13 protein-coding genes and 2 tRNA genes are annotated in these 19,180 nt (G+C 43.9%); 6 read left to right on the top strand and 9 right to left on the bottom strand.

Features of this window, described 5'->3' with window-relative positions:
* The 3 genes from CDZ87_RS15480 to CDZ87_RS15490 form a co-directional block, all read left to right on the top strand.
* On the top strand, positions 1–1,478 hold a 1,478-nt coding region (locus tag CDZ87_RS15480; protein WP_100754332.1), incomplete at its 5' end, for a lipase family protein.
* Entirely contained in the window at positions 1,475–2,173 is a 699-nt protein-coding gene (locus CDZ87_RS15485) for a hypothetical protein (protein ID WP_100754333.1), read from the top strand. The genes CDZ87_RS15480 and CDZ87_RS15485, both read left to right, overlap by 4 nt.
* Positions 2,174–2,676: 503 nt before the next feature.
* Positions 2,677–5,391: a TrlF family AAA-like ATPase gene (locus tag CDZ87_RS15490; protein ID WP_100754334.1), complete on the top strand. Its 2,715-nt coding sequence runs from the start codon at positions 2,677–2,679 to the stop codon at positions 5,389–5,391.
* A gap of 315 nt (positions 5,392–5,706) precedes the next feature.
* Here CDZ87_RS15490 and pheT read toward each other — a convergent pair whose 3' ends face one another.
* Both pheT and pheS read right to left on the bottom strand, forming a co-directional pair.
* Complete coding sequence (pheT, locus tag CDZ87_RS15495) at positions 5,707–8,112, bottom strand: phenylalanine--tRNA ligase subunit beta (protein ID WP_100754335.1); 2,406 nt, start codon at positions 8,110–8,112, stop codon at positions 5,707–5,709.
* 18 nt (positions 8,113–8,130) lie between these two features.
* On the bottom strand, positions 8,131–9,114 hold the full coding sequence (gene pheS / locus CDZ87_RS15500) for a phenylalanine--tRNA ligase subunit alpha (protein WP_100754336.1): 984 nt from the start codon (positions 9,112–9,114) through the stop codon (positions 8,131–8,133).
* A gap of 251 nt (positions 9,115–9,365) precedes the next feature.
* Here pheS and CDZ87_RS15505 point away from each other — a divergent pair, with 251 nt between their 5' ends.
* Positions 9,366–9,848: a GNAT family N-acetyltransferase gene (locus tag CDZ87_RS15505; RefSeq protein WP_100754337.1), complete on the top strand. Its 483-nt coding sequence runs from the start codon at positions 9,366–9,368 to the stop codon at positions 9,846–9,848.
* On the opposite strand, the gene CDZ87_RS15510 is transcribed toward CDZ87_RS15505, so the two are convergent.
* The 5 genes from CDZ87_RS15510 to CDZ87_RS15530 all read right to left on the bottom strand — a co-directional run bounded on the left by CDZ87_RS15510 (position 9,834) and on the right by CDZ87_RS15530 (position 16,486).
* The gene (locus tag CDZ87_RS15510) at positions 9,834–10,964 is read right to left on the bottom strand and encodes a GGDEF domain-containing protein (protein ID WP_100754338.1); all 1,131 of its coding nucleotides are present in this window, start codon (positions 10,962–10,964) and stop codon (positions 9,834–9,836) included. The genes CDZ87_RS15505 and CDZ87_RS15510 overlap by 15 nt on opposite strands.
* A gap of 188 nt (positions 10,965–11,152) precedes the next feature.
* The gene (locus CDZ87_RS15515) at positions 11,153–12,334 is read right to left on the bottom strand and encodes a hypothetical protein (RefSeq protein WP_100754339.1); all 1,182 of its coding nucleotides are present in this window, start codon (positions 12,332–12,334) and stop codon (positions 11,153–11,155) included.
* Positions 12,335–12,342: 8 nt separating this feature from the next.
* Positions 12,343–13,137, bottom strand: a complete 795-nt coding sequence (locus CDZ87_RS15520) for an outer membrane lipoprotein-sorting protein (RefSeq protein ID WP_100754340.1) — start codon at positions 13,135–13,137, stop codon at positions 12,343–12,345.
* 12 nt (positions 13,138–13,149) lie between these two features.
* Positions 13,150–15,516, bottom strand: coding sequence for an efflux RND transporter permease subunit (locus tag CDZ87_RS15525; protein WP_100754341.1), 2,367 nt, complete (start codon positions 15,514–15,516; stop codon positions 13,150–13,152).
* A gap of 181 nt (positions 15,517–15,697) precedes the next feature.
* On the bottom strand, positions 15,698–16,486 hold the full coding sequence (locus CDZ87_RS15530; RefSeq protein WP_100754342.1) for a TetR/AcrR family transcriptional regulator: 789 nt from the start codon (positions 16,484–16,486) through the stop codon (positions 15,698–15,700).
* A gap of 272 nt (positions 16,487–16,758) precedes the next feature.
* Between CDZ87_RS15530 and CDZ87_RS15535 the strand changes: the two genes are divergently transcribed.
* Positions 16,759–17,805, top strand: coding sequence for a PQQ-dependent sugar dehydrogenase (locus CDZ87_RS15535; protein ID WP_245834740.1), 1,047 nt, complete (start codon positions 16,759–16,761; stop codon positions 17,803–17,805).
* A 59-nt stretch (positions 17,806–17,864) separates the two neighbouring features.
* Positions 17,865–18,551, top strand: a complete 687-nt coding sequence (locus CDZ87_RS15540; RefSeq protein ID WP_157806482.1) for a type 2 periplasmic-binding domain-containing protein — start codon at positions 17,865–17,867, stop codon at positions 18,549–18,551.
* 334 nt (positions 18,552–18,885) lie between these two features.
* Here the strand turns inward: CDZ87_RS15540 and CDZ87_RS15545 are convergent.
* Positions 18,886–18,961: transfer RNA gene (locus CDZ87_RS15545), tRNA-Gly, on the bottom strand.
* Between the two features lie 6 nt (positions 18,962–18,967).
* Positions 18,968–19,054 (bottom strand) — tRNA-Leu (locus tag CDZ87_RS15550).
* Positions 19,055–19,180 lie beyond the last annotated feature (126 nt).

The raw sequence follows: 19,180 nt of genomic DNA on the forward strand, positions 1-19,180 counted from the left end.
CCTACGTTTTTGAAATCAAAGCCCTGCGCAGTTATATGCCCATGATTGTGGATACCGATGACTTTAACTTGGTGAATAGTTACACCTTTGCTTTGCTCTCAAAACTCGCTTATGCAACAGATGAACTCAGTGTCGATGATGGGAAATCTGCGGACATAAACGGCTCTATTGATACTGTAATAACGCAATTAAAAGAGCGGAAAGTCCCTGCTAACTGCAGTGATTTAGAAACTAAATGGATTGTAAAAGAAATCCCATACAGTCAATCATTAAAGTACAGATATTATGCTGATGACGCGGTCGGTGCTGAAGGCTATATTCTATCCAATGAGGATATTGCGATAATTGGAATACGAGGCACAGAGCCTTATTTTGAAGACCGTAATAGAACAGAAGATTCTCAGCTATTAAAAGTTGTAAAAGCCGCCTCTGGAATACAAGTTCAGGTGGTAGATAAATTAGGCAATATAATTCGATCGCCGGGTATGCAGGATTTGATTAAAACAGATTTAGATGCGGCACAGATTTCCCCTCCTGAATTTGGCGGAACCTATGTTCATCGTGGGTTCTATCAGTACGCCATGGCATTGTGGTCAAAAATGATGCTCAACGTAAGTGATATTGAGAATAAAAGTATATATGTATGTGGACACAGCTTAGGTGGTGCAGGCGCACTCATTATAAGCTGTATAATCAATGACAAAGTTAATAGTAAAAGATTGCGTTTGTATTCTTATGGTATGCCTCGTACAGGAACGCGAAGTTTTGTCCAGCGTTATCGCGATATTTTGCATTACCGACATGTCAATAATCATGACCTGATTCCCCAAATACCAATGACTTGGGCCAATACAGACATAACCGAAGGTCTCGAAATTTCTGACATCTTCAGTAGTGTTGTGAGTTTAGCCAAAAAAATGATCACTGATGACGATGATGATAATTATCTACACCATGGCTCCTTATCTCAGCTAATCACTTATTCAGATCCTAAACAGGTACTGTTATCACCAAGGCAAACTCAAGTCACGATGCTTGATATTGCAAAGATGGCTGAAAATGACTCCGTCGCATTGGTGGACAGTTTGGCTGATGCATCAATAACTGATCACGGTATGGAGTTTTATATTCCTAATCTATTGACTCAACTCCAAGCCCTGAGCACAGAGAGCTTGTATAGCAACTATCAAGGTTCAATTGCTTACTTAAGTAATAGTATTAATAATGAGCAGCGCCGTTATTTGGAGATAAAGAATAGTTTGGCTAAAGCGTTAGGCACCCCTTACTCTCCAGTGAATCAAGTCTATATCACTCGACTTAAACACGAGCTATCGGTCAGTGAAGAACTGTTAGACAACCAGCATCAAGTAAAGCAAGAATTGGCCAATATCATGAATAGCCCAGAGCGCTTACCATTGAGTTTACTGTTGCTGTCCAATCAATCATTACCTGAAGAAATCAAGGATCAGTTAAAATGACCCTATCTGCTAAACGAAAAATGTTGTGGGTGAGTATTGCATTGATTCTGTCTCTTGTTGGTATCGTTTGGGGCCTATACTCAACTCAAAATGCTAATCCACAAGAATCGATTCGAGTTTCTGGTTCAAAGCCAATCGATGCAACAGTAAAAGTATGGGCTAACTATTGGGTCCATGGTGACGACTGTGAAGCCTATTCTTACGATATGTTTGGCCGCAAGGCTCACAAAGGAGGAAAGATCACCACATTCTTTACTCAAGATGATGCTGGAAGTGATGACCGCTATAAGTTTAAAGTGCCTTACTCCGCTTATACAAACAGCAAAAACTGCGTGGTCGAATTGAGAGATATTAAAGTCGAAGCCTATAACGCGTTTGATACTGTGGGGTTTGCTCAATTACGTATTTACCAATCAGGCACAAAGTACAACAATAAACCAATAGACTTAAACTCAACAATTCAAGCTAAAAGTTGCGACGCTTTTCTACACCAATGGAAAGACAACACTTGGTCTGGTGGCTTAGGTTGTAACTTTTACATAAATGATAAAAAAATATCGAAACGCTCAGAATTTAACGCAGAAACTGTTTACTTCGACTTCTCTCAATTCAATGATGATACCGTGATTCACTACGATATTTTAGCTGGTGATGACTATCGTAGTGCCCCGTTAGATCCGCAAACAGGGAAATAAAGCTAGAAAAGACTCAGTCATGATCTTTTACTTTATCGTGCCTGAGTTGAGCATCTCAATACAACGGGGTTTACTACTTCTTAACCCGCTTGCTGATGAACAGCTCCTCATTATTTCTATTTTCTAGAGCACTGGTTGCTAATTCAGGGCTGAAACTGATTTTTGCCCCAAAATGGCTTGTGGTAAATGATTTACCACAACTTACCACAAATTAAGACTTTGATTGATAATCAACCAAGGACGTATCAAAACCATCTTTTATGGCGCGTTAATGCCCCAAAGTGTGTCAGTACCGACAGAAACGAAGCTACTATAGCCTCATAATTGTACAATGAAAGCTAATGTGTGGGGCAAAAGTCAAGATCTGCCCCCACTCATTCCAGACTATTTTTATAAAACGACCTCAGCTTGCTTCGATTCTGAATCTGCAAAAACGAAAAGTTAAAGCCAAAAAAACAACATGATACAATGTTAAAAAAGTTGATCTTAGGGGCAATAGAAGTATGAGTAATGAATATTTAGGAAGCCGTTGGTATAAGTTTGATTTTCATACTCATACGCCAGCATCGTCAGATTACAAAAAGCCAGAAGAGACTGAAACTGATTGGTTAAAAGCCTTAATGGCTGAAGAAGTTGACTGCGTGGCTATTACCGACCATGTATCTGGTGATTGGGTAGACCGACTAAAAGCAACTTACGCTGAACTTGATAAGACTGCGGAATGGTATCGACCGCTTTACTTATTTCCAGGGTGCGAAATAACAGTGAGTACAGGTCAATCCCGTGTACATATTTTGGCTATTTTCGATCCTTCCTGTAATTCTGCAAAGATTGCCGCTGTTTTAGGTCAATGCGGTATTACTGAGGGGCATGGTGATGCTGAAGAGACCTGTGCAACAGAGTCTGTTGACAAGGTTATCTCTATTGTAAAGCAAGCAGGTGGGGCAGCGATACCTGCGCATGTTGATGGGCCTAAAGGACTGTTAGACGGAATAACAAATACCAATCATGAGATTGAGTCATGGCTCAATCAGATTGAAGCCGCTGAGTTTGTCAATTTAGCTTTTCTCGATGCGGTTAACCCTGAGCTGTCAAAGGCGGCTCTGCACTTAGCAAAACTTCAAGGCTCAGATGCCCATGAATGTGGTCGATTAGGTAAGAAGTGTTCGTGGATAAAAATGAGCCAGCCATCAATAGATGGATTGAAGTTAGCTCTGCATGATCACGATTTTTGTGTCGAAAACAGTGTTGATAATCCTAATGCGACGCCAGATTTATTCTTAAAGAAATTGAATATTTCGCAAATGCGTCATTGTGGACGCATTCCTGGTCAGCCAGCGATATTTGAATTACACCCTCTATTTAATGCCGTTATCGGTGGCCGAGGCTCTGGTAAATCGACATTCATTGAATCTGTTCGGTTGGCATTAGGGCGTGAAAATGAAGTAGCAGAACTTGAACAGATCCAAGAAGATGTTCACTCTTTTAGAGAGGGAGTAACAAAATCTGATACTAAAATATGCGTTGAGCTACAGCGAAGAGATGAGGCATACCAATCGATTTGGAAACACAGTACAGCACCCTATATTAATAAAATGCAAGCAGGCGATTGGTCTCTTGATAACGGACGGCCAGAAGAGCGTTTTCATGTAAGCTTATACAGCCAAAAACAAATCAATGCACTGGCAAGCAACACGAACAGCTTATTAGAAATTATTGATCGCTCAAACGAAGTTAATTTTTCGGCATGGAAGTATCAGTTTGATGCTGAGCTCAATAAGTTTTTAGGACTTTGTCGGGAAGTACGTCAGTTACAGGAGCGGCTTGATAATAAAGGCACCTTAGAATCACAAAAAGACGACCTAAATAGCGATATCGAGAGCTTCGAGAAAGGTGGCCACAAAGATATCTTTAATGCCTACCAAACTTTTACACTTGAAAAACAGAAAGTTGAAAAGGCAGCTGGTATCTCTGGGTTAGTTGATTCTATCGACGGCATGCTGTCTGAGGAGTTTGCGGAGCTTAGCCTCACAGAAAAAAGTGACGACAAGCCTGTTTACGTCGCAGAGTTAGAAGAAATACAGTCGGCATTCAAAGGAAATTTAGTTTCCGTTCAGACAGAACTGGAAAAGCTAAAAGAGCAAATTACAAAAGCTGAACAAGAGCGAGAAGATGCAATCAGCAAATCAAGTTGGTATTTAAAAGGTGTAGAATCTACACAGCGGTATGAACAAGTTGTTCAAGAGTATGCCGAAAAAGGGGAAGAACTGAACCCAGAGCAGTATGAGTCTTGGCTTACTCAACGCAATGAGATCAACATTCAGTTGGAAGAGCTAGAAACAGTACAATCGAATCTAGATATCAGACAAGACCATTGTGATAAGTCACTTAGAAAATTGTATGTGTTAAGAAGAAGGCTTCAGCTAAAACGTCAAAAATTTATTAAGAAAGTTATTGGTGAAAATCGCTATGTGAAAATGAAGCTTTTGCCGTTTGCGAACACAACTACGATAGAGAGAAAGTTCAGAGAGCACATTGGGATAGAGGTTAGTTTTGCTACTTCCATCTATCAGGATGACCAAACCAATAGCTTGTTATATGAATTACTTTCTAAGGATTTAAGCCTTAAGGGCATTGCAACAGAGGTCAGCAAGTTAAAAGATGCGACTCTATCCTTAGCTTCTGGTGACGATGTACCATCATATCGCATCGATAGTCGCTTGAAGACTTCGCTCACGCAAAAGCTTTCACAACAACCTGAAATGTTTGACCGATTGAAAACATGGTGGCCTGATGATCAACTTGTCGTTGAATATGCTAAGGACATAGAAAAAGGTAAGTTTGAGAACATTGAAAAAGGTTCAGCGGGTCAGAAAGCGGCAGCCATTTTAGCCTTTTTGCTTAGTCACGGTGATAATCCAATTATTGTCGATCAGCCCGAGGATGACTTAGACAATGCCCTCATTTACCAGCTGATTGTGTCTCAGATACATGAGAATAAGAAGCGCAGGCAAATTATCATGGTGACGCATAACCCTAATATTGTTGTTAATGGTGATGCTGAGTTTGTAAATGTGCTCCATTTCCACGCAGGGCAGGTTCAGGTATTAGAGTCAGGTGGTTTATGCGAGCAAACGGTGAGGGATCATGTTTGTAATATCATGGAAGGCGGAGCAACTGCTTTTGATAAGCGTTACAATAGGTTAAGAATTATATAGGGAATATGTATGTAATGTCTCGTAATTGCATTATGAAAACTGATGGGTAAGGCAAAAAACACCAGTCAGTTCTGAAACCTAGGTGTTGAACAAACTCGAAGCCACTTACTTTATGAAAAATGTGCGATGGTGCTTAGTTGGGCTATCGCCTGAGCTACTTGTTATCCCTAATGGATCTTATCCGAAGACTCGAAATCTGTCAGAAATCGTAAGAAGCTTTTGTCCAGTTATGAGTTATCACCCTACTCCTTATTTGCCCCAAACAAAAAGGCCTCGCGATCGCGAGGCCTTAGTTTTCTATCTAATCAGAAGTGATTAGTCACGCAGTGACGCACCAAACTTCTCAGACACGTGAGCAACAATAGCGTCGACCGCACCAGCGATGTCTGCATCTTCTAGCGTACGCTCAACTGACTGCAGTGTCAGTGCGATCGCTAAGCTCTTCTTACCGTCTTCAACGCCTTTACCAACGTAAACGTCGAACAGTTTCGCGCCTTTTAGGAATTCGCCACCAGCTGCGATACACGCTTCTACGATGTCGCCACAAGCAACTGCTTCATCAACAACCACTGCGATATCACGACGGTTTGATGGGAACTTAGACAGCTGTACTGCTTCTGGAATCACTTTAGTGTTGATTGCTGACCATTCCACTTCGAATACGATAGTACGGCCGTTTAAACCAAACTTACGCTCAAGCTCTGGGTGAACCGTACCAATCACACCAACTTGCTTGCCATCAACAATGATTGCTGCAGATTGACCAGGATGAAGCGCTGGGTTCGCGGCTTTGTCTTCAGCAGAAAGCGCTGCGAAAGAGTAAGCTGCTTCGTTTGCTGTTAGCTCAAGAACCGCTTCAAGGTCGCCTTTAAGGTCAAAGAAATCAACTGTATTGGTTTCGATGTCCCAGTGCTCTTCGCTGCGAGTTCCTGCAATAACACCTGCAAGCATAGGCTCTTGGCGCATACCGTTTTCAGCCGACTCACATGGGATGAAACGTAGGCCGTATTCGAATAGACGAACACGTGGCTGCTGACGCTTCTGGTTGTGAACCACAGTGTTTAATAGACCTTGGATTAGACCTAGGCGCATTGCTGACATGTCCGCAGAGATTGGGAATGGCAGGATTAGCGGCTCAACACCTGGAACAACAAGCTTTTGCTGCTCTGGTTCAACGAAGCTGTAAGTGATCGCTTCTTGATAACCACGGTCAACAAGTAGGTTACGAACGCGTTTTAGCGGAATGTTCGCTTCAACGTGGTCGTGCATCTTAAGTGCTGCTGCTGGGTTTTGGTTAGGAATGTTATCGTAACCGTAGATGCGACCGACTTCTTCAATTAGGTCTTGCTCGATTGCGATATCAAAACGCCATGTTGGTGCTGTCGCTGTCCAACCTGCGTCTGTTGCTTCAACCGTTAGGCCAAGACGCTCTAGGATCTCAACAACTTCGCTGTCTGCAATGTGGTGGCCTAGTAGGCTGTCTAGCTTAGTGCGACGAAGCGCAACTGTGTTTGCTTTTGGTAGGTCAGCCTCTGACTCTGCAGCAACAACAGGCGCTACTTCACCGCCACAGATCTCAACAAGAAGTTCTGTTGCACGCTCCATTGCGCTGTGCTGAAGTGCGAAATCGACACCACGCTCAAAACGCATTGAAGAATCCGTGTGTAGACCGTAGCTACGGGCACGACCACGGATGTGATCTGGGGCGAAGAATGCACACTCAAGCAGTACGTCTTTCGTCTCAGAGGTTACACCAGACTCTTCACCACCAAAGATACCGGCGATAGCCAGTGCTTTGTTGTGGTCTGCGACAACTAGAGTATCAGCGTTTAGCTCAGCTTCGTTGCCGTCTAGAAGAGTTAGCTTCTCACCCTGCTCTGCCAGACGAACCATGATACCACCTTCAATCTTAGCAAGATCGAACGCGTGCATTGGCTGGCCTTGCTCTAGAAGCACAAAGTTAGTGATGTCTACAACAGGATCGATAGAGCGGATACCACAGCGGCGCAGTTTTTCTTGCATCCACAGTGGTGTTTCAGCTTGTACATTAAGGTTCTTAACCACGCGACCTAGGTAACGAGGACATGCAGCTGGCGCTTTCACTTCGATTGATACTTTATCATCGATAGCAGGAGCAACAGGGTTAACTGCCGGCTCAGTCACGTCAACACGATTTAGAACGCCAACTTCACGGGCCATACCACGGATACTAAAACAGTCCGCGCGGTTAGCCGTTAAGTCTACGTCCACGGTGACATCGTCAAGACCTAGGAATTCGCGGAAATCCGTACCGATTGCTGCGTCTTGTGCTAGCTCCATGATGCCATCAGATTCGACGTCGATACCTAGCTCAGAGAATGAACACAGCATGCCGTGAGATGGTTGACCACGTAGTTTGGCTTTCTTAATTTTGAAGTCACCTGGAAGAACCGCGCCCACTGTTGCAACCGCAACCTTAATGCCAAGACGACAGTTAGATGCGCCACAAACGATGTCGAGAAGTTCTTCAGCGCCAACATCTACTTTAGTCACACGCAGTTTGTCAGCGTCTGGGTGTTGACCACACTCAACGACTTTACCAACTTTAACGCCAGTGAAAGAACCAGCAACTGGTAGTACGTCGTCTACTTCTAGACCCGCCATTGTGATTTGGTGTGTAAGCTCGTCAGTCGATACCGCAGGGTTTACCCACTCACGAAGCCATGATTCGCTAAATTTCATAGTGATGTATCCCTTGGATTACTTGAACTGTTTTAGGAAACGAAGGTCGTTCTCGAAGAACGCACGAAGATCGTTTACGCCGTAACGAAGCATAGTTAGGCGCTCAACACCCATACCAAATGCAAAACCAGAGTATTTCTCAGGATCGATACCTACGCTGCGCAACACGTTCGGGTGAACCATGCCACAACCAAGAACTTCAAGCCATTTGCCGTTCTTACCTTTCACGTCTACTTCAGCTGAAGGTTCAGTGAATGGGAAGTAAGAAGGACGGAAGCGAACTTCAACTTCTTCTTCAAAGAAGTTACATAGGAAGTCGTGCAGGATACCTTTTAGCTGAGCAAAGTTTACGTTTTCGTCAACCAGCATACCTTCCACTTGATGGAACATTGGCGTGTGAGTCTGATCGTAGTCGTTACGGTAAACACGGCCCGGTGCGATAAAGCGAAATGGCGGTTTACCATTTTCCATCGTACGGATCTGAACACCAGACGTGTGTGTACGCAGCATTAGATCTGGGTTAAAGAAGAAGGTGTCGTGATCAGTACGTGCTGGGTGATCTTCTGCGATATTTAGTGCATCAAAGTTGTGGAATGCATCTTCAATCTCAGGACCAGATTCAGTGTTAAAGCCTAACTCACCAAAGAACTGTTCAATTCGCTCAACAGTACGAGTAACAGGGTGCAGACCACCGTTCTCGATACGACGACCTGGTAGAGTAACGTCGATAGTTTCTGCGGCTAGCTTCGCTTCAAGCTCTGCACGCTGTAGTGCATCTTTACGCGCAGCAATAGCTTGCTGAACCACGCCTTTCGCTTTATTGATCTCTTGACCAGCTTCGCGGCGTTCTTCTGGTGGTAGTTTACCTAGGCTTTGAAGTTGAGCGGTTAGCTCACCTTTTTTACCTAGATACTGAACACGCACTTCATCAAGTGCGACTAACGAATCTGCTGCTTGAATCGCAGCGTTCGCGTTAGCAATGATCTCTTCTAGATGTTGCATCGTTTCCTCATCTACCTATACCTACATGCAAGGCATAAGTGGTAGTGTCCATTATGGGCAAGTTGCTCACAGCAACTACCCGACGGGGATTTTTGGTCTATAGATAGCTGTACATAGTAACGAATGACAAGATCAAATCCAAACTGAAATCAGCTTATTTACCGCCTTTGGGTAAAATTTCACCTCAACACTTGATAATTATGTTTTTTGCACCAAGTTAATCAGTATTCATTCGTTGTAAAGGAATAGCAATGACAGTCAACATAGAGCCTATCCAGTCACAGCAAGACGAAGCGATCTGCGCAATTATTAAAGCCGTTGGCGCAGAATTCGGTGCAGTAGGCGAAGGGTTTGGCCCTTCCGACCCTGAAGTGTTCGCGATGAGTCAACACTACTCGCAAGATAGCAAAAGTCTTTATTTAGTCGCGACACTGAACGGAAACATCGTCGGGGGATGTGGCATTGCACCATTTGCTCAATCCAAGCAAACATGTGAATTAAAAAAACTGTTCTTGCTACCACAAAGTCGTGGTTTAGGGTTGGGAAAAGCCCTCGCCGAGCAATGCTTAGACTTCGCCAAGCAACAGGGCTATGTTCAATGCTATTTGGATACACTCACCTCAATGGCATCAGCGATCCTGTTATACGAAAAGCTCGGTTTTAACCACTTAGATAAACCACTCGATGGAACTGAACACAGTCGTTGCGATGTTTGGATGCTAAAAATTCTCTAGGGTGATGTTGTTCTCTGCTAATACGACTTTATTACGACCTTGAGCTTTAGCTTCAAAAACGGCGTTGTCGGCCGCTTTGATAAGGTCGTTATAATTTTTCATCACTGGCAACCGCTCTGCTACACCCACACTGATGCTACCGCGCCAAATACTGCCTCCTACGGGGACTAACATCTGATTGACTTTATCTCGGGTCATTTCTGCAATATGAGCCCCACCTTGTAAATCGGTGTTTGGGCAAATAACCAAGAATTCATCTCCCCCTAAGCGACACACTAAGTCATCGCTGCGAAACGAGTGCTGTAATGTCTGAGCTAAATCGATGAGCAATTTGTCACCAGCATCGTGACCAGCGCTATCATTGACCTGCTTAAAGTAATCTGCATCGATCATGATACAAACAAGTGGTTCATTGCTGTGTAATGACTCTGTCCAATAAGCTTTAAGTTTACGAATCGCACAACGTCTGTTAGGCAACTTAGTGAGAGAGTCCGTCAGTGATAGCTCTTCAAGTTGTTTATTGGCTTTTGATAACTGCTTGGTGCGCTCAAGCACTTTCTCTTCCAAGCTCTGGTTAAGCTCTAGCAGCTCTTTATTGCGATCCGAGACTTGCTCAAACAAACCATTTAGCGCTTTAAGCAGAGGTTCTGTCGACTTGTCTTGCTTGGTCTGTTCATTTTGCCACGCAACTTTCGCATCTACACCTTGCTTAATCTGCTTAACTTGACGTGACATATTCTGGTCAATACCGAGAATATGATAGGCCAACCAATGAATCAGGAAATTTAATAAATGTTCTGACGACTTCTTATTTTCTTCGCTGATAAACGCCTGCATGCTAACAATATCAGCCATAAAAGTACGATGGACTTGAATATGTTCGTCGATGTGGCCTTGATAAACACCCACTTCACGCATTAAATTCTCTTCTTCCTTAAAGTGGAACTCGGCGTAACGGGACATCTCAAACAACGCCATACGGATATCATGCATAGAAATGTTGTTCTGCGCGATCAGTCCACCGTAACGATTGATCACTTCTACTAAATATTGGTGTTGCTCATCGACATCATCTAACCCCGTCTCATAACAACTATCCCACTCGAATGAATTCATTAACCCCAGTCCATATTTCACTGCCACCTAGGTCAAATAGTCGCAATGTATAATTACCATTAATTTAATAATGATTTTACATGCATTATTAGTGATTGCTAAGTGATCAAGCAAATAATAGGGAGCTAGATCAGCCCCCATGGATTTGGAATAAAAATCACAGTGAATAAGCGTGATCTGGCTAACGCTTAAAAGTAATACTCTAGAGACAATTCGATAAAGTCATCTCTGCGGGCAAAATAGAGCAAATCGTTGGGTGATTCATTTTCAAACAGCCAAGCGTTAACATTCCACGAAAGGTGATTGCTTAAACGGCTTGAAGCTTCTATCTTGGCATTATAGACATCACGATTGTCCAGATCTTGCGTAACCCCGAGTAAGACTTCACTACTATCTACATCGTTGAACGCCAATCGCAGCCCAGCAAACACATCGTTCTGGCCTATGGTTTGTGCATTGTTACCCCGGCTGTCATACAGGTACTCACCAATAAGACCAAGATCCCATACGCTTCCCATAACCCCAATTAATGTGTACTCGAAACCCGACACGAGGCCAACATGGTGGTCTTCGCTATCACGATAGATACTTTCAAGTTTCCAAAGCCAATCACCCATTATACCTTGTACATCTAACCCGGCTTGTTTTGCCAACGCGTAATAGGGCTTAAGTTCGCCACCAACCAATCGATAGTAAGGGTCGCGATTTGTCCCTTGGAAGTAGCTTAGTCCGACATCCCAATCGTCAATCATTTTCGAATAGCGCAGTGCAAAATCGATATGCTTTTCTTGCCTTGAAGATTGGTATAGTGCTGAGCGAGAAACTGGTATTGTTGGTCTTAAACGGCCATCCACACCAGCGAACGTCCGCTCCCTAAACCATGGCAATACAAGTGCGTCTAGTGTGCCATATTCGGTGAGCGAGGTAAGATGAAGCATAGGTTGGCCCAATTTATCTTCACCATCCACCGACTCAATCGCATCCGTTTGGTTTACGACATCGACCAAATGTTGCGATTCTGTCACCCCCCAAAATACTTTCCCTATCCCAGCTCTAAGCTCGTAATCGTCCCAATAAGTTAAATAGAGCGCTTCTCTGACATCAATATGGCTACGCTCTTCATCGATACTATCGAGACGGTAAAAAGGTGTCAGAGTAAAATCCGAGCGCTCATCCAAAGTCCAATATAACTGTGGCTCAATCACCACTGAAGTTTGCCCTTTGTCCTGACCTTGCGCTCCATGAGAGAAAAACTGGCGCTGCTCAAGGTTGACTTGGCCAGACACTTCTACCGCATGACACTGTATTGCAATAATCGTGAGCAATGAGCTGGCCACAATCTGGCCAGCATAATTAATAAGTGTCGACATAAAGCTCCCTACTTGACGCGTTTTAAGATATTTTTCTCAAAGTCTTGGTCTTCAAGACCAGTTTGAAACTCGAGCAAACGTGTAGTTAATAATGTACTTTTCCCCGTTTGATGATTAACTATTTCCATCGAATGAGCACGCCAATACTTGTCGAGGTACTGTTTGTAGTCATCAAATTCCAACGTCTTCAACAAAGCACTTTTACGATCATAAAACTCGATTTTAAGTGGTCGATAAAATTGTTGGTCAAGCCAGACTAACTGCTTGGTGTAACCAGAGTTTTTATCTGTTGGTGTTTGTTCAATCACAAACGTCGCAGTGCCATCTAAGGCTTCATCTCTGAGATAGTTAAAGGTGTATTTTTCTAACTCGAACGAACTCAGGTCTTCGTAAGCAAACTCACTGCCCATAAAAGGGCCTGATTTATTGCGTGAAGAGATCCGTTTAACGCGTTTTAACGCCGGTAGATAGAGCCACTGGTCATCAGGTGATGTGCTGTGGGAATGGTTAAGAAACGCAGTACCTTTGACATCCCTCGGTTGGTCAAAAATTGTTAAACCTTTATCACCATCATTGGCAACTTCAAGCGACTTTAAGCGCATCTCTCTGGTGCTGCTCTCTCCTTGCGCATTTTTTAGCAACATTTCCATGGTTGCGATCGAGTCACCCCACCCCTTGTCCCGCGCTTTACGCTCCTTGGCAATCTCCAATCCACGCTCTTCGTTAGCCACCCCTTGGGTAGAAAACGAAAGCAAGCAAGCCAGAGCAACTAAATTAAATAGTGATTTCAACGTAATTTTCATGATGTGTTCCTTTTAATTTTGAGTTTGGACTTTCGTAGACAATGGCAAAGATTCGGTTGGTTGTTGCTCAACATAGCTGGCTGTATCGAAGCGCATCAGCAGCGCTGGTAGGAAAACAAAATCAACCACAAGCGCAATAAAAATAACCAGTGCACTCAGCTGGCCCATATCAGCATTGAGCCGGAAGCTCGACATCGCCAAGACGCTGAAGCCAGCAACCAGAACGACGGTGGTGATCCATAATGCACGCCCAACCGTGTGGAAAGCGTAGCGAACCGCTTGTTCAGCAGTTTGCCCTTGCTTACGTGCGCGTTGGTATTTAGAAAGGAAGTGCACCGAGTCATCAACCACAATACCTAGTGTCAATGTGACCACGACGGATAGACCGAGGTTTATCTGCCCCGACAGCAGCGCCCATAAGCCAAAACCTATAATTGCTGGCGCCATATTAGGCACCACACTGATCAAACCTAGACGCAATGAACGAAGCGCCAAAATCATCAATGCAGAAATAAGAACCAGGGTGATCGGCAACGTTGACAACATACTGGTCATGTTGGTTTCCCCAATATGAGCGAACATTAACGAGGGACTCGATGCGATGACTTGATACTGAGGCGCGTGCTTTTCGAACCATTGATAGAGACGATTTTCTAGCTCGACTAATTCAGCACTGCCAAGGTTATCAACTGTTAACAGCAGTTTTACCGATGACTTATCAATATTGACTTGGTTGTTTAGATCAAGCCCATAAGGCAAAGACATCTCATACAACAGCAAATATTGCGCCGCAAGTTCTCGGTCAAGAGGCAATGAATAGAAACGACTATCATCGCTGTGCATATTCATATTTAAACGCTTATACACATCGGAAAGTGTCGCGACATGGTCGGTTTCAGGTTGGCTTCGCAACCAATCAGAGAAATCACCAATGGTTTGCAAATATATCGGGTCAGCGATACCTTGCGACTGGCCTGATTTAATCGCAATGCTAATCGTAGTCATACCGCTGATACGGTGCTCCATAAAGTCCGCAGCCTGGCGAAACTCATTACTGGTATCAAAGTATTTAACTGATTCGTCATTGACCTGATTAAGTGGCAATAAGCTTGCAGAAACCGCAATCACTATTGCAGAGATCGGAAGCAGTGCTTTGCGGTTACTCACAACCCAATCGCCAAGCTTATCCATAAAATTAGACGTCTTCTGCGACTCTTCTGTTACTTTAATCGGCAGAAGGTTTAACAATGCGGGCAGTAACGTAAAGGAGAGCAAACAGGCAATCATCACACCCAGTGCGGCTAGGTTACCAAAGTCTCTTAAAACAGGAGAGTCAGACATATTCATCATCAGAAAACCAATCGCAGTAGTCACAGAAGTGATGACAATTGGCATAACATTAATGGTAACGCTCTGATTAATTGAGTATTCCTTACTATAACCTTTGGCCATATTCTGGCGCATGCTCGCGATCACATGGACACAGTCAGCAACCGCGAGTGTCATGACAAGCGTAGGGATGTTGACCGTTGCGGTACTGAGGAACATACCCGCCCAACCAGATAAGCCCATGGTTGCAGCTACTGAGGTGATAATGATGAAAAGCGTGGCGATAACACTCAAGATTGAACGTAGCATGACGGTTAAGAATAACAAAATCACCACAAGCATGGTTGGTATCAGTATTTCGCTGTCTTGCTGAGCGGAGACCATAAAAGCATGGTTCATCGCGATAATGCCCGCTTTATGGAAGGTCACGCTTGGGTATTGAGCCTGATATTTTGCAATCAACTGGTCTACGTGCGCGACAATCTCAAGCGCCTCGGCGGTTTCATCAACCTCGGGCGTCTGCACGGTAATATTTATCACCGCCACATCGCCACGCTCAGAAACTAATGAATTGCGCACCACAGGCTCTGCTAGAGCGATTTTTTTGATCTTTTCAATACGTGGCTCTGTCAGTGGATACTCGTCAAGCAACAGGTCTTCCACAATTAAGTCATCTTGCTCGGCTTCAGTGTGTTGGTAGTTTGCTAACGAATCGACTCGGCTCGAATAAGGAACTAACCAGGCATCTTGAGTGAGATTCTGAATAAGTGTTAGGCTGCTTACATCAAACACATTGCCACTTTGCGGTGCAATGACAATCGCTAAACTGTCTGATTTGGCAAACGTCGTTTGGATCTCGTCGTAAGCTTGCAGTTGGGCATTTTCACCATCGAAGAAAATATTATAGTCGCCGCGGAAGTATAAGTTCTTCCCACCAAATGCAGCTAGCACCAATAAAGCAATAGAGATAGACATGATCCACCAGCTATGGCGTGTCGGTAGGGTTAACCAAGCTACAGATTGGGAAGTATTGGGTTGATTAGTGTTCATCACACTCTCCATTTGTGACGTTTCGTCAATAAAAGTCATTTAAAAACCAGCCGAGTGCTGGTTATTCAATGACATTCTCTGCTTTTTTGAACAGAGAATTGCGCATGCATCATAGTTGACGAATCGTCACAAATGGTTATTTAAAAAGCCCGCAAAGGGCTTTCAGGTCAAGTTATCACGCTTAGCGACCGATTGAGGATAATAACTCTACCTCTTGGGAGAATATTTCTTGCTCAACACGTTGCCACGTTTTGCGATAATCCCACTCAGTCGATAGAGGCTTCCATCCCAACCCATCTAACAACATGTTCGCGTTGTTTAGAACCGAGTAAGGATCTTGTAAACGATGGATACAGGTGCTGTTTGAGGCATTTTGCGTTAACGCGTTAGAACCAAAAGCGATAGACCAGTTAGCAAACACGATCGCATCTGAACCTATGCCTGGCGAGAATCTCAAGTCTCCCTGTTCAACACCGTTATTGATCAGCTTGTCTGCATGGTCGATAACTTGCTCTTCGAGATAATTGAGCGCCTTAACACGTTCAGGAGACGCTTTTTCTAACACCCACGGCGTTTTGGCCATAATCGCGCAAGTTGATAGTATTGGCTCCATACGAGCATAAACACGATAGCCCACATGTAGGGCGATCACTTTCTCGCGAGAACTGCCTTCAAACTCTGCCGCTCGTGCAAATAATACCGCTTCACTCTTTAAAGAATGAATACACAGCGCAATAATCACATCTTCTTTGCTGCAAAAATGATTGTAAATCGTCCCTTTAGAATAAGCACTTGCTGACGTCAATTTGTCCATCGTCAAGTTGCTCCATCCTTGCTCTTGCACCAACGCCTTAGCCAGTAAAGTCAATTCAACTTCTCTGTCTGCGATCGCTTGCTGCTTCTTCGTCAAACTAAATGAACAACCCGGCCGATCTTTTTTATCACTTTTGCTACAACCCAAACCAAACATGATTACTTAATCCATATCTGTCGTTGACTCCTTAATTCGTTGAGTATATCACGAATTCAATTCGCTTGATAAAACCATTTATGACGCATCGTCATTTTTGACACTTCGTCATAATATCGCATTTATTACTCATGACAAGTAATTTTTGATAAAACATTTATGACACTAATATTTATTGACTACTGTCTTTATTAACTATTGTTAATCTGACACTAACCTAAACAATCAATGGAAATTCAATGGACAAACGGCTACTGGTTCTACTCATCATTATGATGGCGACAAACTCGCACGCAGTAACACTGTGGGATGCGGAGAAAATTGCGTCTGGGCTAACCACCCCTTGGGGATTAAGTTATGTCGGAAACAATAAAGTCATTGTCAGTGAGAAAAGTGGTGATATCGGATTACTGGATCTGACCAACAATACGTATCAACGAATAGGCTCTTCACCAAATGTCGCCCAGTATGGCCAAGGCGGTTTGCTTGATATTGCACATTCACCATTCAACCCGCACCATATCTACGTCACTTACGCGAAGCGAACACCTCAAGCAATAGAAACCACCCTTGCAATGGCACAGTTTGATGGCGGTTCATTGTCCCATTGGCAAGAATTACTCGTCACCCATTCAGGTTCAGATGGTGGACGACATTTTGGCAGCCGCATCACCTTTGATGATCAATTTGTCTACTTTTCAGTTGGCGATCGGGGAGAGCGAGACAATGGACAAGACCTCTCTACACACGCCGGTAGCATTTTACGCCTTCGACCCAATGGTCAAGTACCGCCAGACAACCCATTCGTGGCGCAGAAAGGAGCCCGAGGCGAAATTTGGAGTTACGGCCACCGCAATCCCCAAGGGCTATTTTTCGACCCCAGAGAGAACAAGCTTTGGTCAGTTGAACACGGTCCGAGAGGGGGAGACGAAATTAACTTAATAGTCAAAGGTGGCAACTACGGCTGGCCTATCACCTCCCATGGTAAAGAGTATTGGGGGCCAATTGATGTGGGTGAGTCTGAAGAAAAAGAAGGGATTGTCTCGCCAAAGAAAGTCTATATACCTTCCATCGCACCCAGCTCTTTAGTTGTGTATCACGCGAATCGCTATCCTGAGCTATCTGGTAAGTGGCTTGTGGGTGCCTTAAAACTGACGCATATAAATGTCGTTACTTTACAAGACGGCGTCGCTGTTACTGAGCAGAGGCTGATGGAACATTTAGCTGAACGAATTCGGGATATCGAAGTGCTGCCTGACGGTCATATTATTTTTAGTACCGATAGTGGCAATATATACCGCTTAATCCGAGCCAATTAATATGGCAGATGTTCGAATTTCAACTGTCGGTAGCTGTTTGGCGCCCTAAGGAGATTGATTTGTTTATCCACGCAATGCTTCGGACCTTGATGGCTTCGACACTGATCTTGATATCACTGCCCAGCTGGAAAGTGCACTCTTTTGAGATCGCAGTCGGCGAGATTTACACCAATCGTTTTGCTATCGGGGAGCAACAAGATGTCTACGTGCCTGAAGCCTTAACAAAAATTTATGCGAAGTTGGGTAAAGAAGTACAGTTGGTATTTTTACCGGACGAAAGAGCCGTTAAGATGGCAAATATGGGGATCTATAATGCTCTCGATTTACGGACTGCACCGCTTGAGACTGGAAGTAACCTCCTGAGAGTTGAGCCAGAGCTCTATACTGTAGATGTTGTAGCTGTTTCGCTAAATGATTACCGCATAGAAAATATTGATCAACTCAGCGATCTAAAAGTTGTTGCTCAATTGGGTATGCAATATACAAAAAACTTGTCGTTCAAAAATGAAATATTTTACGTCTCTACACCAGCAGAAGCTGCTGAATTCATAAGTAAGAATCGAGCTGATGTATGGATTACTACTTTTCCTATTGTTGCTTTAGCCATGCCACATTATCCTAACATTAAAGTTATTAGCGGTAGTTTATTAGAAGAAAAGCTTTATCATTACATTCATAAAAGCCAAGAACCAATTTTAGCGCAACTCAGTTTAAGCATAATGGAATTTAAAAGCCAGAGTCACTGAGCACCCTGTTCGCGTTGATAAACAGCAGAGTAGTTCGCGAGTACTTATGCCGTGAACCTAAACCTGTGAATGGATCGGTATATGACTTGGTGAGCTGAATCTGTATTTTGCTTAACAGGCCATTGTAGGCTTCGGCAACTGACCAATTTCATCGTCACGATCCATTTCAATCACGCCCTCGATTCAGATTGAGAGTGGTAGGCACGCATATGTGCAGCCAAAGACTTTAGGAGTGAAACCATCTAGTGTGACAGCCAACCGATCAGGCGGTGATTTAAGTTCACGCTTTCAATAGGTATAAAAAAACCCCAGCTGAAAGCTAGGGTTTTCTATTTGGAGCGACACACGAGGTTCGAACTCGTGACCTCAACCTTGGCAAGGTTGCGCTCTACCAACTGAGCTAGTGTCGCATTAGATGGTGCCCCGGGCCGGACTTGAACCGGCACAGCGCGAACGCCGAGGGATTTTAAATCCCTTGTGTCTACCAATTCCACCACCAGGGCACACAAATCTAAATTTGTGATGGAGACACCATCTAGATACCGATTCAATCGAATCACTATCAAAAATATTTTGGAGCGACACACGAGGTTCGAACTCGTGACCTCAACCTTGGCAAGGTTGCGCTC

Source organism: Vibrio salilacus (assembly GCF_002811245.1).
GTDB classification, from domain to species: domain Bacteria; phylum Pseudomonadota; class Gammaproteobacteria; order Enterobacterales; family Vibrionaceae; genus Vibrio; species Vibrio salilacus.